Source organism: Leptospira neocaledonica (assembly GCF_002812205.1).
GTDB lineage: Bacteria > Spirochaetota > Leptospiria > Leptospirales > Leptospiraceae > Leptospira_B > Leptospira_B neocaledonica.
Genome location: NZ_NPEA01000002.1, coordinates 225,561 through 246,863 on the forward strand (window position 1 = coordinate 225,561; position 21,303 = coordinate 246,863).

Here is a 21,303-nt window from a genome sequence, read left to right on the forward strand (position 1 = left end):
AGTTTCATGACTAACAAAGTCAAGATCGGAGTAATCGGAACAGGCCATATGGGCCAATACCACGTTAACGTGGCGAAAACATTAAGCGATGCAGAGTTGATTGGTATTTACGACTCCGATTCCGAAAGAGCCTCTCAGATGGCGGAAAAACATAAAACTTCCGCCTTCTCCACTGTAGACGATCTGATCAAACATACTGATTCAGTGATCATTGCAGTGCCTACATTCTTACATCATGAAATTGGTAAGAAAGCACTTCTCGCAGGCAAACATGTTTTGGTAGAGAAACCAATCGCGGAAACTTTAGAACAAGCAAAAGAACTAGTGGACCTTGCTTCTAAAAACAATTTGGTCTTACAAGTAGGCCACGTTGAACGTTTTAACGGAGCAGTTCTTGAGCTTGGAAAGATCGTGACTGAACCTCTTTTGATAGAATCCAGAAGATTAGCCCCTTTTAATCCTAGAATTAAGGATGTGGGAGTAGTTCTGGATATGATGATTCACGATATAGATATCGTTTTGAATCTTGTAAAATCTCCCGTCAAATATCTAAGTGCAGTGGGGACCAAAGTGGTTTCCGCTCACGAAGATATTGCATCAGTTGTTCTTCATTTTGAGAACGGCGCGATCGCGAATATTTCCGCGAGTAGAAATACACAATCCAAAATTCGGACCCTGAATATCACTCAGAAAGACGTGTACATCACATTGGATTTTAGCGACCAAGAGATCGAGCTTCATAGACAAGCGACTTCGGACATTCTACTTAGGACCGGAGAGATCAAGTATCGCCAAGAATCCATTGTTGAGAAAATTTTTGTTCACAAAGATAACCCTTTAAAACAGGAACATGAACATTTTGTAAAATGTATCCTGAAGGAAACGGAACCTTTAGTGGATGGAAGATCCGATATCCAAACTTTGGAAATCGCGTACAGAATTTTGAATGAGATACATAAAAACTGATCGGGCAGCATGGAAAACGGATTCAGCGGAAAAGTATTAATCTCTAACTCATCTATCGTAACCGATTATTTCAATCGTACGGTGATTCTAATGGTGGAGCACGATCAATCAGGTGCATTCGGCCTTGTGCTTAATAAAAAAATGGATGTAGCATTAAGCGATGTGATCCAAGGAATTCCGGAAGGAATAGACGGCTCTAATCCGATCTACTCTGGAGGTCCAGTTGATCCTACATTTGTCTCCATTCTTCATGATAATCCTAAATTGAAACAACCTGGGATCGAAGTTATCCCTGGTGTGTTTCTCGCCAGAAGTTTCGAAGCTTTGGTGGAATTATTAGAACATCCTGATAAAACAAAGTTTAACGTATACCAAGGATATTCCGGTTGGGGAGCCGCTCAACTAGAAGGTGAGATGGAACGCAAATCTTGGGTCGTTCACGATCCGAATGCAGAGTGGATCTTTACAGAAGATCCTGAAGCAACTTGGCAAGAAGCCTTAAAGAGTAAAGGCGGATTGTATAAGTATTTCGTGGAACATACTAAAGATCCAATGTTAAACTAGAACTATGCTTTCTTCTTTGATCGGAACGGAAATTTTAGCGGGTATGATCACTCCGGCCGTTTTGATTTCGGCCAGCGCTAGTTTAATCTTTTCTACTGCAAATCGTTTGGGTAGAATATTTGATCGTGTTAATTTACTTAAAACCGAGATAGAAGGTGTCGTGGACGGAAGACTTTCTTTTCCTGAAGAGAGACTCGCCTATCTCAGAAGACAATTAAAGGTCCAAAAGAAAAGAGCAAATCTGATCCAAAGATCCATGGCCGCACTTTACACTGCGACTTTGTTTTTTGTTTCTTCCAGTTTGAGTCTGGGGATAATTGTAGCGATATCAAGTCCTGCTTCTTGGATTGCTACAGGACTTGCTTTAATAGGCGGAATTTTTCTGTTTATCGCAAGTAGTCTTTTGCTGTACGAAAGCCGTTATAATTTGAACTTTATCCAAGGCCAAATTGAGTTTGCGGAATTTCTGGAAGATAAAGTAGAGAAGAAGACTGACAATATCCAGAAATAGATAAAAACCCGGCCTAGAGTAATATCACAGAGCCTGGGGTGAGGGTTAAGGAGTTTCATTTGAAAAAAATACTATATTCACTTTCTATCATACTCTTTTTTACATCTTTAGGATTTACCCAAAATTTATCGGCAGATGGTTGTTATCTTTGCTCCGTAAATAGTTCCGATGCTTGCAGAGATTATTGCAGATTTTCCGGATCTGATTCCTTCGATACAAGGAAACGTTGCGAAACAAAAGGATGTAAGATCACTGGAACGGCGGCCTGTCCGACCGCTTCCAATTATAAGGTTTGTTCTGTGAAATTGGATTCTAAGCCGGAAGATCTGCTCGCAGGCCGATTGAAATAACATTTCATTTAACAGGCGCCGCTTCTCGACTTCAGATCTTTCCTTGGTTCGACATTTCTTAGATTTATTATAAGCCCTAATTTAAATTTCTTTCAGATATAATGTAGGACTTCTTCTCCATTCGTTCCTTAATGCAGCGAAATACATTCCTACTACTGCTAAGTTTAAAGAGATGTAGAAGATCCCTATCTCCAGCCAAGGGACACTTGCTTGTATCTCGAATATAATCTCAGACATATAAGAGGAAACTCCCAAAACTAGAATGAATGCCAATACGAAGGACAAATTTGCCAAAAGTAGAGACTCCACCAAAAAGTATTTTCGTAAGAAGGTTTTGGTTCCGCCGATTATTCTAAGAAGGGAAGTCTCTTCCAATCTTTCCTTTCTACTCAATTCCAAAGAAGAGAGTATCAATAGTAAAGAGGATAAAACGATCAGTCCTGTCATCCAACGGATCGCAAACGACATCTTTTCTAAAATTCCTAAGAAAGATTGAACTGCTTTTTCAGTATCTACGATCGTAAGATTTGGAAATTCATTCGATAATTCTTTTTGGAGAGAATATCTGGAATCGGAAGATTCTAATAAAAATGAACTCAAATAGAACTTAGGGGCCTTCTCTAAGATCCCTTTAGAAAATAGAACTACGAAGTTCGGTCTCATGTCAGACCAGTTGACTGTCCTGAAATTTCGGATTGTCCCGGTGACTTCTACCCCGCCTATGGAGAAGGAGAGTTTATCTCCTAAATCTACTTTTAAGTTTTTGGAAAATTCCTTTTCGACGGAGATTTGGTCTTCTTCTCCTTTTCTCCAAAAATCTCCATCAGTGACTTTTTCAGTAGGGTATAAATTCTCTCTATAAGATAAGAAATATTCTCTGGTCCTCGCTGTGGATCTCCAGTCTCTTCTGAGGGCGGAAAGTTCCATATCTTCTTTTTTAACAAGTTCACCGTTTACATGAGTGAGTCTTGCTCCGATCACGGGTGAAGTTAAAAGTTTTTCTACCTGATACTTCTCCGCTGTTTGTTGGAAACTTTCCAGTTGTTCTGGTCGTATATCCAACACGAACATATTCGGTCTTCTTTCCTTATCCTTTGCTCCGCTGTATTCCAGTAAACTATCACTTAAAAAAATACTGAGGAGTAGAACAAAAACTGAAGAACCGAGGCCTACAGAAACCCAAGAAAGTCCCGTTCTAGGTCTATCTAGTTTTCGTAATGCCATTCTTATACTTGCAGAAAATTCAAATCTTTGTAATAAAAATCTGATCGCAAAACGAATTCCTAAAATTCCAAGATAGACTACCACCGGTAAGAAGAGTAAAGTAGCACATAGGATCAATCCTTTGATCCAGTCTCCAGTTTCCCACCAAGCTAGTAAGAAGAATAATCCGAAAACCGCGATAAATGAAATGGTTTGTTTTAATTTCAGTTTCGGAACGGAAGAAAGTTCATTTGCAAAATCCGATTTAAGAGCGTACATCGGGCTTAAATTTCGAGTAGTGGAAAGACTTTCCCAAGCGGAAACTAATGGGACTACCCAAGCCAACACGAATGCCCACAAAAATGCTTTTAGATCAGGGATCAGCTTCGGTTCGAAAAGAAATTCTTTATCAGCCATATTCGGGATCTGTGTTTGCAAAAAACTTCCGAATAAAAATCCTAATATAGCACCAATTGTTGATAATATTAGAAGTTCAGAAAGTACAAGACCTAAAACTAGGTTTGGTCCTGCTCCTAAACATTTATAAACGGCGAATGTATTTGATTTGGCTCTTACAACGGCTCTGCTTGTGAGAAGAATGGAGATCCCTCCCAAGAAGAATGCACATAATGCCAATAAGGAAAAGAAATCCAACGTATTTGTAAGGAATTTTTGAGATCCAGAATTCGCTTCCGTGCTCTCGTATAAAATCAGATCGTTTTTGGCAAATTCGGAAAATTTACTTTTTTTGAATTCGTTTGCATCGGTTCCGTTAGGAAGAAGGATAGGTACCTGGTAACTAATCCGTGAACCTCTTTGTTCCAGCCCTGTTTCTGCTAAAGATTCTTTTCTAATGATGGAGCTTGGAGCCATAGAGAGAAAGTTGCCCGCCATTCCAGGTTCCTTTATTACACTTCCCTTTAAGATGAAGTTACTTTCTCCTAATTGAACCTTAGAGCCTATTTTAAGTTTTAAATTTTTGATCAGCCCGCTTTCTAAGAGGATTTCTCCCTGCTTTAATTTGCGAAAAAGACCTTTTGGCTCCGTTTCTAATTCTCCAAAATAAGGATAATCTCCTTGGATCGCCTTGATCAAAGATAAGCTGGAATCCTGAGAATTCGGATTACGGAGCATGGAGGGGAACTGCACTAGTTCGGATAATTTGCTCCCTTTTGGCAATTCCTTCGAAAGAAACGCTGTTTGTTCAGAAGTCAGAGGAGAAGGACTGGTAACAACCAGATCCGCACCCATTATGTTTTTGGCCTCTCTGATGATAGAACTCGTAAATTGATCTCTATATGAATGAACAGCAAGAACTGCACCCGTTCCAATCGTGATTGCTAAAATGATCTGTAAGGAAGAAGTCTTTTTGGAGAAAATCTCCCGGAACATTACCCTTAGAAAGAATCTAATATTCATTTTTTCTTCCTGGATATGGTCTTCTTAACAGAAACTTTAGGCTTTGCTCCGTTTAAGACCACTCCATCTCTCATTTCTAAGATCCTATCTGCCATAGATGCCACTTTAGGATCATGGGTAACAACTAACAAAGTGGATTTACGATCCCTATTGAGTTGTTTGAGTAGAGACATGATGTTCTCACCGTTCTTCTTATCTAAGTTGGCAGTAGGCTCATCGGCGAAAAGAAGTTTAGGTTCATGTATAAAAGAACGTGCTATCGCTACTCTTTGTTCCTCTCCGCCTGAAAGTTGGCTTGGAAAGTTATGTGCTCTATGTGCGATTCCAACTTTCTCCAACCAATACATAGCTTTTTCATGTATCACCTTTTCTGAAAGGTTTGTTGTCAAAGCAAGAGGAAGGGACACGTTCTCTAAGGCGTTTAACGTCTTGATCAGTTGAAAGTTTTGGAATACAAATCCTATTTGTTCTCCTCTGATCTTCGCTAATTCGTCTTCAGACTTGTCAAATAGGGATATTCCATCTAATGATACTGTTCCTGAATCAGCTTTATCTAATCCTGCTGAAACTGCGAGTAATGTGGACTTTCCTGAACCGGAAGGGCCGATCACAGCGACGAACTCTCCGGACTTTACCTGGAATGAAACATCTTTTAATACGTTAAATGTTTGGTCTGCAACCGTGTAAGACTTGTTTAAGCCTGATATAGATAACAAATGATCACCTTCCTTTTGTTTTGACTGACCTAAACTCGGCACTTGATAGGAAATTTATTTTTACCTGAAAAAAACCGCACTTGAAAATCTATTCCAAATAAAACCGCGCTCAGAATTTTTTTTTAAAAAAATTGCAGTCATTTTCACAAACTTCCAACCTAATTTTTTTTGACTCTAGAGTGAGCCGATTTTATAAAGTAACTCTCGACGTACGGAGAGAAGTTCCGAAAACACTTATCAATCTTCGGACTTATTTACACTCCGTAAATAAAAAGACATTCAGTGGAATTTTCTGGGAGCAAAATGCAATTATTAGCAGTGACGGATTTGAACGAAGAAGAAGCGGAACTTACACAAGCGCAAAGTAAGCAATATACATGCAAAGGATGCGGTAAAGAAACACCGAATCTCTTTCAGTACGACCTATGTCGAGATTGTTTGAACCAAACATTTCGTCGACTTATCAAGGTTATTGACTCAGTACGTAAATAAGTCAGATTCTCATCCAAAATTTCTGTCCGTTTTCTAAGCAAGAGCTTAGAATTTCACTCCCAGAGAAAGCCGGTTTCCCTCCGGCTTTCTTCATTTCGGACCCGAATTCAACTCATAGGTTCCCTAGAATTTAAAAACACTTCTTCTAGTAACAATTTCTAATGACTTTTTTCTTCCTAAAAGGAAAGAAACCTTTCTAATTCTAGATTTTTCACCTTTATATCAACATCTTGTATAACAAAAAAGAATTGGATTCTAGGCCGGAGGAAAAAACTTCACGGTATGGACTATCCGTTTCGGAAAATTGAATCAAAATGGCAAGACTACTGGGAAAAGAATTCTTCCTTTCGAACGGATCTGCGCTCTTCTAAACCGAAGTTCTATTGTTTAGATATGTTCCCTTATCCCTCAGGAGCGGGATTGCACGTCGGTCACCCTGAAGGTTATACCGCTACAGACATTATTTCTCGCTACAAGAGAATGAAGGGTTTTGAAGTTTTACATCCAATGGGTTGGGATGCATTTGGTCTTCCTGCAGAAAGATATGCAATGCAAACTGGGATCCATCCTGCCATCACTACAAAGCAAAATGTGGACAATTTCAGAAGACAGATCAAATTGATCGGTCTTTCCTATGATTGGGACAGGGAAATATCCACCACAGACCCGAAATACTACAGATTTACCCAATGGATCTTCTTGAAATTATACGATTCTTGGTATGATTTCAAGGCTTCTAAGGCAAAACCAATCTCCGAATTGGTCCAAAAGCTCGAATCTAAGGGTTCAGAAGGGTTTGAGGATCTCGAAACCTTCTCCGCAAAAGATTGGAAAGAATTTTCTAATGAAAAGAAAGAAACCATTCTCTCCGGATTCCGCTTAGTATATCAGGCAGAAATCCCGGTAAACTGGTGCCCAGGTCTCGGAACAGTTTTAGCAAACGAAGAAGTAGAAGAATGGGTTGGAAAAGGTTACGAAGTTGTTCGTAAACCGATGAGACAGTACATGATGCGTATCACTGCATATGCAGAAAGACTGTTAGAGGATTTATCTTTAGTTACTTGGCCAGGCTCTACTCTTGAAATGCAGAAAAACTGGATCGGAAAGAGCGAAGGTTTAGAGCTTATATTTCCTTTTGATACTTCTTCTCCGCAAAATGGGATCAAGGTATATACCACGCGTCCTGATACCGTATTTGGGGTAAGTTATATGGTGCTTGCTCCGGAGCATCCTTTGGTGGACTCGATTACTTCTGAAGAACAATGGGAGAAGGTACAGGAATACAAAAAGGTCTCCGCTCTGAAGAGTGATCTGGATAGAACTGAACTTTCTAAAGAGAAGTCCGGTGTGTTCACGGGAGCTTATGTTATAAATCCTGCAGATCCTTCTAAAAAGATCCCGGTATGGATCGGTGATTATGTTCTGTATGGTTATGGAACAGGTGCGATCATGGCGGTGCCTGCTCATGACCAAAGAGACTATGAGTTTGCAAATGCTTTCGGGTTGGATATCCTACCTGTAATCGAAGGGGATCTTTCTCAGGGAGCTTTCGACTCTAAAGAATCTGTTTGTATCAATTCTTCTTCTTCCGAAGTTTCTATCAACGGTCTGAGGTATAAGGAAGCGTTTTCCAAAACTGCTGATTGGGCGGAGAAGAAAGGGATCGGAAGAAGAAAAACCCAATTCAAACTCAGAGATTGGTTGTTTGCTCGCCAAAGATACTGGGGAGAACCTATTCCTTTAGTTCATTATCCTTCCGGAGTTACAAAGGCGATTCCTGAGTCCGAACTTCCATTAGAACTTCCTAATTTATCTGAATTTAAACCTTCCGGAACCGGAGAATCTCCTCTTGCATTAGCAGGGGACTGGTTGAAATACAAAGATCCTGAAACAGGAGAGATCGGAACCAGAGAAACGAATACTATGCCTCAATGGGCTGGTTCTTGTTGGTATTACCTACGTTATATAGATCCTGAAAATCCGGACAAGTTTGTAGATCCAAATTTAGAAAAAGCATGGATGCCTGTGGATCTATATGTGGGTGGGGCAGAACATGCGGTTCTTCACTTACTCTATTCACGTTTTTGGCATAAGGTATTATTCGATTTAGGTTATGTGACCACTCCTGAACCTTTCAAAAAATTGGTTCACCAAGGTTTGATCTTAGGCGAAGACAAAAGAAAAATGTCCAAGTCTTTAGGGAATGTGATCAATCCGGACGAAGTTGTTACGAATTTCGGAGCAGATAGTTTACGTCTTTTTGAAATGTTCATGGGACCATTCGAAATGGTAAAACCTTGGAGCACTAGAGGTGTAGAAGGTGTATTCCGTTTCTTAAATCGTGTTTGGAGATTATATCATTCAGGTGCAGAAGAATCTTTCCGTTTGGAAGATATCGAACCTAATGAAGACGAATTAAAGATACTTCATAGAACCATCAAAAAGGTGGATGATGATATTAATAATTTTTCATTTAACACAGCTATCTCTCAGTTGATGATCTTTGTGAATGAGTTAACTCCAAGCCAACGTAGACCTCGCAAGATCCTAGAGCCGTTCTTACTTTTGATTGCTCCATTTGCTCCTCACTTAGCTGAAGAACTTTGGTCCTTAGCAGGAAAGTCTGATTCTTTAACTTACCAAGGTTTTCCGGGTTATGAGGAGAAGTATCTGACTGACGACGAGATAATGATCGTGGTCCAGGTAAACGGGAAGTTAAGAGCGGAATTCAAGGCGGCAAAAGAGATCGCAGGCGACGAAGCGATCCAAATCGCAAAATCCTTGGACAAGGTCCAGGTCTTCTTGGATGGAAAACAAATCCGTAAAGAGATCTATGTTCCTGGCAAATTGGTGAACCTAGTAGTCGGGTGATGGGATCTGAACTTTTTTATAATCGTGAAGTTCAAAGATTGGATCGCAAATTATATCCACGAAAAGAGATTATAAACAGGGTAATCGGATCCAAACAATTTATGGACCAAAACTTCCATACAAAATTGGATCTGGATTCTGTCGTAGGAAAAACATTTCTATCTAAGTTCCATTATATCCGATTGTTTAAATCCTGTTACGGAATAACACCTCACCAATATCTGATTTCCGTTCGAGTGAAGAATGCAAAAGAATTACTTTTGAAAGATGTTTCGGTTTCAGAGGTTTGCGAAGGAGTAGGTTTTGAAAGTCATAGTTCTTTTGCCGGATTATTCAAAAAATACGCAGGCATGAGCCCTTCTTCCTTTCAATCCAAATATAAAAAAGCAATTTTGGAGAAGTGAACCTTCTTCATAAAAATTGACCTAATTTCCGATATATCCTTAAGATATGCAGAATGAAGGCTTTTAAAATTACAATTTTCTCTCTCGTTGGACTTGTTTCCGTATTACTTATTGTAGCGGCTTTTGCCTCAAAAGATTTTCAAATACAAGAAGAGATCGTGATCGAAAAACCGAAACAGGTAGTTTTCGATTATATTAAAATTCTAAATAACCAAACTAATTACGCTAAGTGGTTTATGTTAGATCCTGAAACTGAGTTCTCTTCCAAAGGTTTGGATGGAGAAGTCGGTTTTATCCATTCTTGGAAAAGTAAGAATGAGAATGTGGGGATTGGAGAACAAGAGATCACGAAAAAAATAGAAGGCGAATATCTGGAAGTGCAGATCAGATTTGAAAGGCCCTTTGCCTCCAAGGATTCTGCTTTTACTAAACTGGAAACTATTTCTGAAAATAAAACCAAACTCATTAATAGATTTAATGGTAAGATGGTTTATCCGATGAATCTAATGATCCCGATCATCTGCGGCGATCTGGGAAAGGATATGAAAGATAATATGGTTCGTTTGAAAGCTATATTAGAAAAGTAAAAATATCTAGAATAATTTCTGCTAAAGAGAGAAATATGAAAATTACAGTAATGAGCGTGATGGTAGACGACCAAGAAAAGGCTCTTAAATTTTATACGCAAGTTTTAGGATTCGAAAAGAAAACTGATATTCCAATGGGAGAAGGAAGATGGCTGACACTTGTTTCTCCGGAGCAAAGAGATGGAGTAGAGTTATTACTGGAGCCAATGGGTTTTGCTCCGGCTAAAGTTTTTCAAAAAGAATTATCTGAAGCAGGTATTCCTTGGACTTCTTTTAGTGTAGATGATGTAGACAAAGAATACGAAAGGCTTACAAAATTAAATGTGGAATTTACGATGAAACCAACACAAATGGGGCCAGTTAAATTAGCTGTTTTAAAAGATACCTGTGGAAATCTTATACAGATCGCTCAACTTCTTTGAGAGATTTTATTTCAAAAGAATAAAAGCAAGTAATCCGACTAGCAACACTACTCCAACCAAAATTGCATAGTTGAGAGTGTTGCTTCCTTCGGATTGTTTTGAACCCATTCCCGCAGGACGAGGAGCGTTCGCAGCAGTTTTAGGTCTGGCTAAACGAACCGGTCTTTCTTCGAATGCTTGTAAGAGAACTCCTGCGGGACCTTTTGCAAATATATGATATTCGTTTTTGCCGGACGCGATCGCTACAAAAGAACCGACCACAGGTTTTACGTTCCCATCCTTGTCCATTGCTCCCAAAGTTTTTGCTAGAGCCTTCTCCTCAGGAGAAACAGAAGGAAGTTGTAATAGGATCTTATCACCTTCGTTCAGATCGTCGAAGTCTATTCCGTTTACCGGAGATAAGATTGTTTTGGCTTGCACCACTCTTCCGAAACCTTTTCGAATAGTTTCGATTTGGCGCATTACCGCGGCTTTTTCCGGATCTAAATTTTCTGCAGGAGCGGCTCCCTCTGCGGGTTCTTCAGGAGGTTTAGGAATGGATTGGATGATACCTGCAAAAAAACTTTTGCCTCTACATTTCAAACTGGATACATATTCCACATCCGCTTGTACTCGTATCATATTGATCTTCATACTACTCTTGATCTGGTTTTCCAGCATATTGACTAGAGCAGCAGTATCATTACGATCCCACATAGGATAATATTGTTCTAATATTTGTTTTGTTAATTTAGTATGAAGAATTCTTCCTACTGCGTCGGATAAACCTGGATCCGGAGCTTCTTGTCTAGCGGCTTCTGCGATATCATGTGAGATCTGACCGAAATCTTCGAAAGTTCTGATCTTTCGGATCATAGAAGAGTTGGAGAATAAGGAATATAATTCCAGAAATTCGTTTTTATATCTGGATAATAATCCTAAAACTACGCCCGCTTTGTTTTCAACATCGACTCTTAATTTTAAAAGATAAGCGTCTTTGATTTTTCCTTGGATAAGTTCGATCGCTTGCTCTTCTGTATGAACGGATTCCAAGGCAAGATTCATTTGATTTGCCTGTTCTTGGAGTTTACTTGTCTGAGGATTCTGTTCCATATTTCTAAAGACCTAACTATCGTAAGGAGAACTTTAGGTCATGTTAAGCCGCTAGCCTTTTCTTGTAACCATTTTTGGTATCTTTGCCTTCTGGGCACATAATTCTGATCTAATGGGATCTCGACTCTGGCAACAGTCTTATTCTCCGATTGGCGACTATAGATCGTAAACAAATGGCGGTCATAGCCGCTTTGGGCTACCAGAATTTCCACCATTGTGATACCCATACCTGCACCTTCCGTGGTATCACCGTATTTCATATAGTATTCAAACAGATTGTCAAATTCTTTAGAGTGAACGAACTTTTCTCGGATCCGCTTCTCCTCTCTGACGGCAAGAGTGAAATTATTTTGTACGAATAGAATGATCCGATCCGAACTGAAACTCAGGGTAACTTTTACAAATAGACCATGCTCTTTCATCTTCCTACGATAGTAGGGAAACTTCCGGCTGACTAGATTTTCCTTAAAAGATTCCATTCCCAAATCGTACTGGGAAGGGTCTGCGATATTCAGCCCTAGTTCCTTAAATAGAACCCGTTTAATTGCTGCTTTGGTCGCGTTTACGATCAGTTCTTTTGCTGATGTAAATATAAGTTCGGTCAGATCCTCTCTTTTGTATTTGGAAAGGACTGTTTGGATGATATGTTTGAGCTTATTTTCGCCCCGGGTACTCAGGACGTAGGTAATGATAGAAATTGGCTCTTCTTTTTTTACGGCCGTCTCGACCTCGAAGAGGAATTCTTGGGGGAGTTCCTCGATTCCCTCGTACATTTGGATTCTCGATTATATGGACCCCGGCACGCTTACGAGAAAAAAACGAAAAACGCCCGGGAAAAAAGAACGGGAATTTCGAGTCGAAAATGAGAAATTTTAATCTTTCAATTGTAGGAAACCGCTGATTTCGTCCATAACAGCCCCCACCTCCGGTTTGCAGGATCGAATAACGTTAACCAATTTCGGGTCCGTCCCTGGGATTTTTCCCTCATGGAATTTGAGTTTAAATTCTGTAAATTTTAAACCGTGGGCGGTGGAGATTACGACCACCTGATCACCTTTGGAGATGGTTCCCTTGCCCATCAGTTTGTATAATGCGGCAAGTGCCACACCAGTATGTGGATCATTGTACAATCCGAATAGATCCGTCTTAGCAGAAGCTTCCGAAAGTTCCGCTTCGCTTGCCTGTTCCACGATTCCATTGAATTTTTTTAATGTACGAATTGCTTTTTGGACAGAGACAGGATTTCCGATTTGGATTGCAGAAGCAAGGGTAGGCTTCGCGTCCACCGGATTGAATTCCTCAAAATTTTTCAGATAGGAAAGATAGAGCGGATTTGCGTTCTCTGCTTGGGCCAAAACGATCCTTGGTAGCTTATCGATCAGACCTAATTCTTTTGCCATCTCGAAACCTGCTCCGAGTGCAGAGACATTTCCTAAATTTCCGCCAGGAATGATTACCCAATCAGGGACCTTCCATTCCAATTGTTGAACGATTTCAGGTGCGATCGTTTTTTGACCTTCGATACGAAGACTGTTCATTGAATTTGCAAGATAGATTCCTGCTTCTTTCGTAACTTCTTTAACGATCTTCATACAACCGTCAAAGTCTGTTTCGAGTGCGATTACTTTCGCACCGTTAGAAACCGGTTGTATCAATTGTGCTTGGGAAACTTTTCCTGCAGGAAGAAAAATAATTGCTGGGATGCCGGCCTTAGCAGCGTAAGAAGCTAAAGCTGCAGAAGTATCTCCTGAACTTGCGCAGGCTACCGCTCTGATCTTAGCTCCATTGTTTAACATATGTTTTACTTGGGAAAGCAGAACGGTCATGCCTAGGTCCTTAAATGAACCTGTGTGGGAGATCCCACATTGTTTGATCCAAAGACCGCCTAGGCCAAAATGTTTTGTAAGCCTTTCGGAATTGAATAAATGAGAAAGACCTTCTCCTGAACTTACGATCTCAGAGTCTTCTACATGAGGAAGAACCCATTCTCTTTTATTCCAGATACCTGAGCTGTTCGGAAATTTTACCGAACCCAATCTGGAATCGAATAGGTCCTTCCATTCCTTCCCCGACTTTTCTTTTAGAGCTCCCATATCGTGAGAAACCTGAAGAAGGCTCCCACATTTACGACATTCGTATACGATATCGTTTAGATCGTAAGTTGCTCCGCAAGAATCGTTGATACAGCGGAATTCCGCTTTCAACTTGGTAAAGGTAAGGCTCATACTTTAGATAGAATTTAGAATGTCCTTTTTTTTGGCATCAAATTCTTCCTGAGAAATCAGGCCTTGGTCCAGCATACTCTTGAGTTTTGTGAGTCTTGCTGTCGCATCGTTCTGGTTGGAATTCCCACCGGCATTGTTCTGTCCCATCATCCCGGCCATCATATTACCCATATTCATTCCCATTCCAAGTCCCATACCTGCTGACATACCTTGGCCGGCATTTCCACCTTCGTTCTTCGCTGCGGCTTCTCCAATATCCAACATCCTTTTTTGCTGGTACATTCCACCCAGAGCGTCGATCTCGAATTTGTCTGCCAGAACCTTTTGGATCTTTTGGAAGTTCGGATCGTTCTGATCGAAGTTGATGGATTGAACAAAAAAATCTAAAACTTCTATCCCGTATTTAGAGAAGTCAGGTTGAATCTTTGTTTTTCCTGCAGAAGAAGCTTCTTCCAAATGTTGGTTCAATCGAGTGATTGGCTCTCCCGATTTTAAAACGACTTCTGCTAGAAAATCACTTAGCCTAGTGACGATCATCGGTCTTAAAAAATTATCCACCTCGTCTTGTGAATAAGCCCCTCTTGCACCGACAACTCCTACTGCAAATGCTTTAGAGTCCACGATCTTAATATTATAAGAACCGTTTGCCCTGACTCCCAGTGTGATCGTGTATTTAGGATCTTCTACTTGGATGGGCGCGGGAGTTCCCCATTTTAATTGGATCAGAGCTTTATTTACATAAACAACTTCTGCAGTAAATGGAGTTTGTCCTCCGAAAGGAAGGTTCACTAATTTTTCTAAAATTGGAACGTTTCCTGTTTTTAAAGTATGAGTTCCAGGTCCGAAAATATCCAGAGCCTTACCTTCTTTAAAGAAGATAACCTCTTGGCTTTCGTTCACTACCAATTGTCCGAAGGTACTGATATCGTTACGCGGAAACTTCCACACGATCTCTCCCGGTTTTCCTTCGTATTTTATTACGTCTATTAATGCCATAAGAACTCCTTGGAAATATATTATTCACTACTTAACTTCAGGCAAATCAAAAATAAGACTATTGTTTTAAGAAGACATCCTTTCTACCCTTTAGAGCAGAATCGAATTCATCTAGCTCAGATCTAAAACTACTGACCCAGTCCCTTATTGTGTCTACTGAAACATCGGGCGGAAAGTTAGGAGATTTAACCTTGGTGGATAATTCTTCCGCATGATGGATCAAAGAATAATCCCATTCTGCCAAAGCTTCCAACTCCGACTCCGTTGCCTTAAATCCAGTACCCAACCCGTTCAGACCGTAACTTGCTCCAATAATTTCGTTTTTGAGTCTTTCTATGATGGAAAGTAAGACCTCCGTGGAGCCGATTAGATCCATTCTTCTTTCTCGGACGAAATTTTCTTCGATCCTACGGATCGGTTCCTTGAGAGAATCCAATTTTTTGGATAATTCATTTCGAGCAATCCTATCAGCTTCGTAATATTGATGGTTCTTTAAAACTTCTCCATAAAAAGGAAACACTGAAAGGAAGGATAAGATCTTTCCCTTCTCCGCTTTGAATCTGGAAACATATTGTGAGATCGGGCTGTTAGAAGTCATGTATAGAAGAATGATCCGGAATTTCTTCGCAAGCAAGACAAATACTTATCTTTTAGCATCATATCCATGAAATCGTAACTTAGGTCTTGAGGTTCCCTGGATTTATTTCTTGCTAGAAGATCCCAGGAAAGTTTTTAATTCAATTCTGGAAATAGAATCTCTGCGTTATGAAATCCTATATACTGTCCATCTTTGCGTCCAAAAAAGGAGAAATAGAATCATTAAACGGGATTAGGGCAATCGCAATTTTGATGGTAATGGCTAACCATCTTTGGGTTTTCGAACAAAGAATTATGGGAGAGATGCCTCGCTGGCTATCTTGGTTTGTGGAAAATCAAACCACCATTGTGGATGTGTTCTTTGTTTTAGGGGGATTTCTAAATTATGGAGGTGTGCTTCAATCTTATAAAAGAGAAAACAGTTTTCCTTTTTCTAAATTTGTCGTAAACCGTTCTTTGCGAATACTTCCGGCTTATTATGCTGCATTAGCTTTTTCTTATCATTATTTTTATAAACAAGGACAAAAACTCAAGTATATACAGAATCCGAGCCGTGATTTGCTTTGGTTGATAAACAAAGGTCAAAAGGCTTTGGATTATGTTTGGGCGGATGGAATCTTTTTATCCAACTTTTTTCCTAGAGTTTTAGATGTGGGCTGGTATATTTCTTTAGAGCAGCAGATCTATTTCTTGATGGTGGTTCTCGGTCCTTTTTTCTTATTCTCTAAAACTAAAAAAACCAGAGTAATTATATTATCAATCCTATATATTATCCCTTTTTTATCTAGATGTTACCTTTATTCCAAGGGCCAGATGAATGCCGACGCTCTTTTTTGGACCCAGAACAGATTCGATTCTATGATTGCCGGAATGCTTTTGGCGGAATATGTGGATTATAAACCAGTCGGAGAAAGTTTAGGAAAATTGAAATATTATCTGATAGGAATCATCGCAATTTCCTTCATTTTGATCTCTTATTCATTCGGTTGGAAACATTTCATTCGATTGACCCTAGCAAATAATTTTTATAATATTGCCTTGGCTTTAATCATCTACCTGGCAATTCAGAAAGAAGGAATATTTAAAACTATCCTAGCGTTACCGATATTTCGTCCTTTGTCCAGAATTACGTTTACTGTTTATCTATGGAATATACCTTTGATGGGAATAGCAACCAAATGGGCCCTCGAAGGAGAAAAGATAGTTACTTTGAGTGTTTTACCTAAACTCTACCTGATCTGTTTTGGATTTACGATTTTGGCTTCTTGGCCTATTTTCTTACTGATAGAACAACCTTTTATCTGGTGGAAAGAAAAATCGAAAGTTTTAGAAAATAAGAACCAGACTGAGACCGCATAGTCTCGTCCAATGAATACGAAACCATAATATGAAATTTGATTCGGAAATAATTCGTACGATCAGGCGTTCTACATTTCGTTGGATTAAACTTTCTTTTCCGATCTTATTTGCGATATTCTTCATTTTATATTTTAGGATCTTTGTGATCCAGTTTTATCTAATCAGCGGCACGAGTATGATGCCTAGCTATAAAGAAAACGATTGGGTCTTGGTCAAAAAATGGGGTTTCCCGGCACAGATCGGTCCTTGGGTTTTGTATATCTTAGAGCCTGATGTAGATAGATTCGACGTATTGGTTTTAGATGGGATCGGCGCAGAACTAAGTTTAAAAAGAGTGGTCGGACTTCCCGGAGACTTTTTTAGATTTTCGGAAGGAAGAATACTGATAAACGATTCTTCCTTAGAGGAACCTTTTTTGAATTCTGGTTATAAGACCCAAGCTCCTTCCGCATCGATTCTACCCGTTATCGGAGTTTCCGGAAATATAGGCATCGGAGATTCGGGAAGGATCCCGCCAGGGTATGTTTTAGTTTTGGGAGATAATCGAGAATTTTCCACAGATTCCAGAAATTACGGCCTGATTCCTTTCAAAAAATTGAGAGGAAAGGTAATCGCCAGCTTTTAAACCATTATTCCAACTCGGATTTCACTTGTACTAGAAAAGCTCTTTAATCATTCTGAAAAAGACCGAAATATATAAAAGCGGTTCGCTTATCGATGGATTATAACCCTCTCAATCGAAAAAGATTCACGATCTTATTCATACTATTATGTGTATTCTTCTCGGGACTTTTGGTTCGAGTCGGTTATCTAGTATTTTTTAACGATAGAGAGATCGCATTTAAGAATGGAGAAAGGATCGGAAGAGGAGCGATCTACGATAGAAGAGGAATAGAATTAGCATTGTCCATAGATTCTTCCACGATTGGAATCTATCCGGGAAATGTTTACGATCCGAATTTCACAGCAGTACAAATTTCTCCTTATCTGGATATTCCTCCTGAAAAGATAGAATCATTGATCCGAGAAAAAAGTAGATATTTCCTTTTGAAAAGGGAGATAGACGATACTACTGCAAGTCGTATTATGGAAATGGCTCTTCCAGGCGTTAGAAGAGAAAGAGAGTTCAAGAGAGTTTATCCTCATGGAAGTCTGGCCGCCAGTTTAGTCGGCTTTACAGGGATGGATGATGATAAGGCGCTTTCCGGTTTAGAATATTATTATAATCAAGAATTGATGACGCCTACGGAAGTGGACTCAGCTAGAGGTGCGAATGTTCATTTAACCTTGGATGGACTCATTCAATTCAAATTAGAAAAAGCCCTAGGAAAAAGATTCGAAGAAACCGGTGCTAAAAGGGCAGTAGGGGTTTTAATGGAGATCCATACGGGAAGAATATTGGCAATGGCCAGCTTCCCTTCGTTCGATCCAAACCGTTATTCCGCTTTTGACGAATACACGCATACGAATTGGGCGATCCGGCATGTGTACGAGCCTGGATCCACCATGAAAATTTTCCTAGCAAGTATACTTCTTAATGAAAATTTAATACATCCGAATGAAAAGTTTGATTGTCCTGGATATGTGGACTACGGAAAGACCAGGATCAAATGTACACATGTTCACGGAAAAGTGAATCTGGAAGAGATCTTACAATATTCCTGTAACGCAGGGATTATTAAAGCTGCTGCAAAAATCCCGAACGATGTACTTTATGAATATATGAAACGATTCCGTTTCGGAGATAGAGCGGGACTTCTGCCCAATGAATCCGTGGGATATATGCCGATCTTGAACAAATGGACCCCGACCACTCCGATGTTCATGGCAATTGGCCAAGGAATTTCAGTAACTCCTATACAATTAGTCGCATCCGCGGCTTCTATCGTAAACGGAGGAAGATTTATCACACCTAGAGTTGTCTCTCATATCACCGATTCCTACGGAGAAGTCCTACAAGAATTCCAATCGGAAGAAACTCCTGTAGGTATCAAAGAATATTCCACCGAAAAATTATTAAAAGCGATGACTAGAGTTGTCCAAGCAGGGACAGGAAAGAACGCATACATACAAGAATATTCTATTGCAGGAAAGACAGGAACAGGTCAAAAGGCAGTATCTGGCCGTGGTTACCAAGACGGATTATGGTCTGCGTCGTTTTTAGGGTTTTTTCCTGCGGACAAACCGAAAGTTGTCGGTTTGATTCTTTTTGATGAACCAAGGGGGGATAGTCATACAGGTGGAGGACTTGCAGCCCCAGTATTTAGAGAAGTGGTGGAGAATATCATTCCGATCATAGAACAGGGAGAAAGAACGGTTAACGTAAAACTTCCCAAATTAGAGAGAAAGCCACTTACAGGAAAATCGGAACGTATTCCTGACCTGATCGGAAGAAGTAAAAGAGAAGTTGTAGAATTATTAGCTCCGTTGGGGGTTCCTTACAAACTTCACGGAAGCGGATTCTGTTATGAACAGGATCCCTCTCCAGGTTCTTCTTATGAAGGAAAAAGGATAAACGTATTCTTCCAATGAAAGAATTCAGGTCGGATTTACTCGAAAAAAATTTGGCCTCACTTCGCAGTTTCGCGCCGGAAGCCTCCGAAAGAATAGGGTCTTCTCAAATTAATTTCGAGATCGTTCCTACAAAAACGGAAGATCCCAGTTTAAAGATCGGTACTGTTCTTTTACATAGCTCCATGGATCCTCGCAAGGAAGCGGAAAGGCAACTTGCGGATCTAAAAAAAGGGGACGAAGAAAGGGCATTTCTGTTTTTCGGAGCAGGCCTCGGATATTCCATACAATATACATTAGAATTTGATAAAATAATCTGCGTATGGATGGAGCCCTTTCCCGAGATCATCAAGGCGGCATTTTCACTTTTTGACTTTTCTCCCATGATACTTTCCGGGAAATTAAGGATATTCCTTCCGCCTTATGAAGAATCCGCATTTTATGAAGGCTTTAAAGGAATTTCTGGATACGCGGTAAGTTTTATTCCTCATAGAGGAAGTTTACAATGGAAAAAAGAAGAATACCAAGAACTTAGATTTTTAGCCGAAACATTCTTCCATAAAAAGGACGTAAACACGGCTACATTGACCAGATTTGAGAAGGTCTGGACCGGTAATTTTATTCGAAATCTTCCGGAACTTGTGGATATGAGCCCGATAAACGAATTATTCGGTTTATGCAAATCCAAAGTGGATGTGGTTGTTTGCGGGGCAGGTCCTTCTCTTTATCTTTCCTTACAGGAACTGAAAGAATATAGAGAAAACTTTATACTGATAGCAGTGGACACCGCACTTCTTATCCTTCAAAAGGCAGGAATAGATCCTGACCTAGTATTCAGTGTAGATCCCCAGCCTTTAAATTCTAAATACTTAGAGGGATATTTCGGAAAAGCAAAGTTTATATTCGATCCAACCACCTCTTATCATTCATTAAGAATGCCTTATATAGGTAAAAATCACTTTCTAACTTCTTCTCCTTTTCCTTGGATTAAATTATTGGAGAATGCTTCTGAAAACGGGTTGGGAGCGGTGGACTTTGGAGGATCCGTTTCTACAAATGCTGCAAGTCTTGCCGAGAAAATGGATGCAAGATCTATTTTACTTTTAGGGCAAGATCTATCTTTTCCAGGTTTTCAGGCTCATTGTAAGGGAGCGATCTTAGAAGAAAGATTGAATTTTTTGGAATCTAGGACGCATAGAAGAGAACATCATAATTATAAACAGATGACCGCTTTGCCACCTAAATGGATCGAATCTATAGAAGGAACAAAACTTAGGACCAACGAAAAACTTTTAATCTTCAAAAAATGGTTCGAAGAAAGACAAAAGGATCGCCCTTGGGTCAATCTAGGAAAAGACGGCGCAAGATTAGAAGGGATCCGGAATATTACGTTTAAAGAATGGTTTAAACAAAACCTATCGAATACTAAAGAGGTGTCTGAGATTAAAGAAAAGATCCGGACCCTTCTTCCTTTAAAGATCAATGGAAAAAAAGTATCAGACGAGTTAATTAAGATCCGCAACGAGCTAAAAGAATTTGGAGTTCAAGTTTCTACAGGAGAAGTTCTTTCCGAAAAAATTTATAATCTTATTCAAGACGGAGAAAAAGACAAAGAGTCCATTCGAAAAGCATTACATGATATTTCTATAATAGATGATCGTATCAGTTCTAAAAAAGGGCTCACAGAATTTTTGGGGATCAGTTTGCAAAGAGTGATTTTGGCAATCACAGAAGGATATGATACAGAACTTACATTAGAAGAGAAGAAGAATGAAAGGCTTGCAGTTGCTAAGAAGAGTCTTTTGCTTTATTCCGGATTAAAAAAAAGTACCGAAATGAATCTCCAGCTTTTAAATAAGGCGGTGAAACGGTTTTCTTCTTAAAAAATTCAGATTTTTCTTTCTTTAGAAGACTTTGATTGTGCATAACTTGTAAATAAATAGCGCCGGATTCCTCGAAAAGTTTCCCATATGTACAAATTTCGGTAAAATCCTGCCATAATAGCGTCGCATACCTCC

20 protein-coding genes are annotated in these 21,303 nt (G+C 39.6%); 13 read left to right on the top strand and 7 right to left on the bottom strand.

The window, feature by feature from the left end; translation table 11 throughout:
• Positions 1-6 precede the first annotated feature (6 nt).
• From CH365_RS03450 to CH365_RS03465, 4 genes are read left to right on the top strand one after another with little or no spacing between them, the layout of a single operon-like run.
• Complete coding sequence (locus tag CH365_RS03450; protein ID WP_100767212.1) at positions 7-966, top strand: Gfo/Idh/MocA family protein; 960 nt, start codon at positions 7-9, stop codon at positions 964-966.
• A 9-nt stretch (positions 967-975) separates the two neighbouring features.
• Positions 976-1,530 (top strand): YqgE/AlgH family protein, encoded by a 555-nt coding sequence (locus CH365_RS03455; protein WP_100767213.1) that lies wholly within the window; start codon positions 976-978, stop codon positions 1,528-1,530.
• 4 nt (positions 1,531-1,534) lie between these two features.
• Entirely contained in the window at positions 1,535-2,041 is a 507-nt protein-coding gene (locus CH365_RS03460) for a DUF2721 domain-containing protein (protein WP_100767214.1), read from the top strand.
• A gap of 59 nt (positions 2,042-2,100) precedes the next feature.
• Entirely contained in the window at positions 2,101-2,391 is a 291-nt protein-coding gene (locus CH365_RS03465; protein WP_100767215.1) for a hypothetical protein, read from the top strand.
• 81 nt (positions 2,392-2,472) lie between these two features.
• On the opposite strand, the gene CH365_RS03470 is transcribed toward CH365_RS03465, so the two are convergent.
• Together CH365_RS03470 and CH365_RS03475 are read right to left on the bottom strand one after the other, a co-directional pair.
• Positions 2,473-5,013 carry an ABC transporter permease gene (locus CH365_RS03470; protein ID WP_100767216.1) on the bottom strand — a complete coding sequence of 847 codons (2,541 nt, stop codon included), beginning with the start codon at positions 5,011-5,013 and terminating at the stop codon, positions 2,473-2,475.
• Entirely contained in the window at positions 5,010-5,729 is a 720-nt protein-coding gene (locus tag CH365_RS03475) for an ABC transporter ATP-binding protein (RefSeq protein ID WP_100767217.1), read from the bottom strand. The genes CH365_RS03470 and CH365_RS03475 overlap by 4 nt, the downstream gene beginning before the upstream one ends.
• A gap of 303 nt (positions 5,730-6,032) precedes the next feature.
• Here CH365_RS03475 and CH365_RS03480 point away from each other — a divergent pair, with 303 nt between their 5' ends.
• From CH365_RS03480 to CH365_RS03500, 5 genes are all read left to right on the top strand, one after another.
• Positions 6,033-6,221: a PIN domain-containing protein gene (locus tag CH365_RS03480; RefSeq protein ID WP_033271995.1), complete on the top strand. Its 189-nt coding sequence runs from the start codon at positions 6,033-6,035 to the stop codon at positions 6,219-6,221.
• 282 nt (positions 6,222-6,503) lie between these two features.
• Positions 6,504-9,092 carry a leucine--tRNA ligase gene (gene leuS, locus CH365_RS03485; protein WP_100767218.1) on the top strand — a complete coding sequence of 863 codons (2,589 nt, stop codon included), beginning with the start codon at positions 6,504-6,506 and terminating at the stop codon, positions 9,090-9,092.
• Positions 9,092-9,496 carry a helix-turn-helix transcriptional regulator gene (locus tag CH365_RS03490; protein ID WP_100767219.1) on the top strand — a complete coding sequence of 135 codons (405 nt, stop codon included), beginning with the start codon at positions 9,092-9,094 and terminating at the stop codon, positions 9,494-9,496. Before leuS ends, CH365_RS03490 begins: the two co-directional genes overlap by 1 nt.
• 53 nt (positions 9,497-9,549) lie before the next feature.
• A complete protein-coding gene (locus CH365_RS03495) occupies positions 9,550-10,083 on the top strand; it encodes an SRPBCC family protein (RefSeq protein ID WP_100767220.1) in 534 nt (177 codons plus the stop codon).
• 35 nt (positions 10,084-10,118) lie between these two features.
• The gene (locus CH365_RS03500) at positions 10,119-10,505 is read left to right on the top strand and encodes a VOC family protein (RefSeq protein ID WP_100767221.1); all 387 of its coding nucleotides are present in this window, start codon (positions 10,119-10,121) and stop codon (positions 10,503-10,505) included.
• A 6-nt stretch (positions 10,506-10,511) separates the two neighbouring features.
• Here CH365_RS03500 and CH365_RS03505 read toward each other — a convergent pair whose 3' ends face one another.
• The 5 genes from CH365_RS03505 to CH365_RS03525 form a co-directional block, all read right to left on the bottom strand.
• Positions 10,512-11,597, bottom strand: coding sequence for an LIC10486 family protein (locus tag CH365_RS03505; protein WP_100767222.1), 1,086 nt, complete (start codon positions 11,595-11,597; stop codon positions 10,512-10,514).
• Positions 11,598-11,635: 38 nt separating this feature from the next.
• Complete coding sequence (locus tag CH365_RS03510) at positions 11,636-12,370, bottom strand: hypothetical protein (RefSeq protein ID WP_100767223.1); 735 nt, start codon at positions 12,368-12,370, stop codon at positions 11,636-11,638.
• Positions 12,371-12,469: 99 nt separating this feature from the next.
• Entirely contained in the window at positions 12,470-13,822 is a 1,353-nt protein-coding gene (gene thrC / locus CH365_RS03515) for a threonine synthase (RefSeq protein WP_100767224.1), read from the bottom strand.
• A gap of 3 nt (positions 13,823-13,825) precedes the next feature.
• A complete protein-coding gene (locus tag CH365_RS03520) occupies positions 13,826-14,818 on the bottom strand; it encodes an SPFH domain-containing protein (RefSeq protein ID WP_100767225.1) in 993 nt (330 codons plus the stop codon).
• Between the two features lie 58 nt (positions 14,819-14,876).
• The gene (locus CH365_RS03525) at positions 14,877-15,416 is read right to left on the bottom strand and encodes an LIMLP_15305 family protein (RefSeq protein WP_100767226.1); all 540 of its coding nucleotides are present in this window, start codon (positions 15,414-15,416) and stop codon (positions 14,877-14,879) included.
• Between the two features lie 167 nt (positions 15,417-15,583).
• Here CH365_RS03525 and CH365_RS03530 point away from each other — a divergent pair, with 167 nt between their 5' ends.
• The 4 genes from CH365_RS03530 (at position 15,584) to CH365_RS03545 (ending at position 21,168) form a co-directional block, all read left to right on the top strand.
• A complete protein-coding gene (locus CH365_RS03530; protein ID WP_100767227.1) occupies positions 15,584-16,774 on the top strand; it encodes an acyltransferase family protein in 1,191 nt (396 codons plus the stop codon).
• A gap of 28 nt (positions 16,775-16,802) precedes the next feature.
• On the top strand, positions 16,803-17,399 hold the full coding sequence (gene lepB / locus CH365_RS03535; RefSeq protein ID WP_100767228.1) for a signal peptidase I: 597 nt from the start codon (positions 16,803-16,805) through the stop codon (positions 17,397-17,399).
• Between the two features lie 92 nt (positions 17,400-17,491).
• Entirely contained in the window at positions 17,492-19,306 is a 1,815-nt protein-coding gene (locus CH365_RS03540) for a penicillin-binding protein (protein WP_100767229.1), read from the top strand.
• Complete coding sequence (locus CH365_RS03545) at positions 19,303-21,168, top strand: motility associated factor glycosyltransferase family protein (RefSeq protein WP_100767230.1); 1,866 nt, start codon at positions 19,303-19,305, stop codon at positions 21,166-21,168. The genes CH365_RS03540 and CH365_RS03545 overlap by 4 nt, the downstream gene beginning before the upstream one ends.
• Positions 21,169-21,303: the final 135 nt, after the last annotated feature.

What these genes read in the sequence shown, in the direction of transcription:
- CH365_RS03500 (WP_100767221.1), top strand. Translation starts at nt 10,119, where the DNA reads ATGAAAATTACAGTAATGAGCGTGATGGTAGACGACCAAGAAAAGGCT.
- leuS (WP_100767218.1), top strand. Translation starts at nt 6,504, where the DNA reads ATGGACTATCCGTTTCGGAAAATTGAATCAAAATGGCAAGACTACTGG.
- lepB (WP_100767228.1), top strand. Translation starts at nt 16,803, where the DNA reads ATGAAATTTGATTCGGAAATAATTCGTACGATCAGGCGTTCTACATTT.
- CH365_RS03545 (WP_100767230.1), top strand. Translation starts at nt 19,303, where the DNA reads ATGAAAGAATTCAGGTCGGATTTACTCGAAAAAAATTTGGCCTCACTT.
- CH365_RS03460 (WP_100767214.1), top strand. Translation starts at nt 1,535, where the DNA reads ATGCTTTCTTCTTTGATCGGAACGGAAATTTTAGCGGGTATGATCACT.
- CH365_RS03470 (WP_100767216.1), bottom strand. Translation starts at nt 5,013, where the DNA reads ATGAATATTAGATTCTTTCTAAGGGTAATGTTCCGGGAGATTTTCTCC.
- CH365_RS03455 (WP_100767213.1), top strand. Translation starts at nt 976, where the DNA reads ATGGAAAACGGATTCAGCGGAAAAGTATTAATCTCTAACTCATCTATC.
- CH365_RS03520 (WP_100767225.1), bottom strand. Translation starts at nt 14,818, where the DNA reads ATGGCATTAATAGACGTAATAAAATACGAAGGAAAACCGGGAGAGATC.
- CH365_RS03450 (WP_100767212.1), top strand. Translation starts at nt 7, where the DNA reads ATGACTAACAAAGTCAAGATCGGAGTAATCGGAACAGGCCATATGGGC.
- CH365_RS03525 (WP_100767226.1), bottom strand. Translation starts at nt 15,416, where the DNA reads ATGACTTCTAACAGCCCGATCTCACAATATGTTTCCAGATTCAAAGCG.
- CH365_RS03510 (WP_100767223.1), bottom strand. Translation starts at nt 12,370, where the DNA reads ATGTACGAGGGAATCGAGGAACTCCCCCAAGAATTCCTCTTCGAGGTC.
- CH365_RS03490 (WP_100767219.1), top strand. Translation starts at nt 9,092, where the DNA reads ATGGGATCTGAACTTTTTTATAATCGTGAAGTTCAAAGATTGGATCGC.
- CH365_RS03495 (WP_100767220.1), top strand. Translation starts at nt 9,550, where the DNA reads ATGAAGGCTTTTAAAATTACAATTTTCTCTCTCGTTGGACTTGTTTCC.
- CH365_RS03480 (WP_033271995.1), top strand. Translation starts at nt 6,033, where the DNA reads ATGCAATTATTAGCAGTGACGGATTTGAACGAAGAAGAAGCGGAACTT.
- thrC (WP_100767224.1), bottom strand. Translation starts at nt 13,822, where the DNA reads ATGAGCCTTACCTTTACCAAGTTGAAAGCGGAATTCCGCTGTATCAAC.
- CH365_RS03540 (WP_100767229.1), top strand. Translation starts at nt 17,492, where the DNA reads ATGGATTATAACCCTCTCAATCGAAAAAGATTCACGATCTTATTCATA.
- CH365_RS03505 (WP_100767222.1), bottom strand. Translation starts at nt 11,597, where the DNA reads ATGGAACAGAATCCTCAGACAAGTAAACTCCAAGAACAGGCAAATCAA.
- CH365_RS03530 (WP_100767227.1), top strand. Translation starts at nt 15,584, where the DNA reads ATGAAATCCTATATACTGTCCATCTTTGCGTCCAAAAAAGGAGAAATA.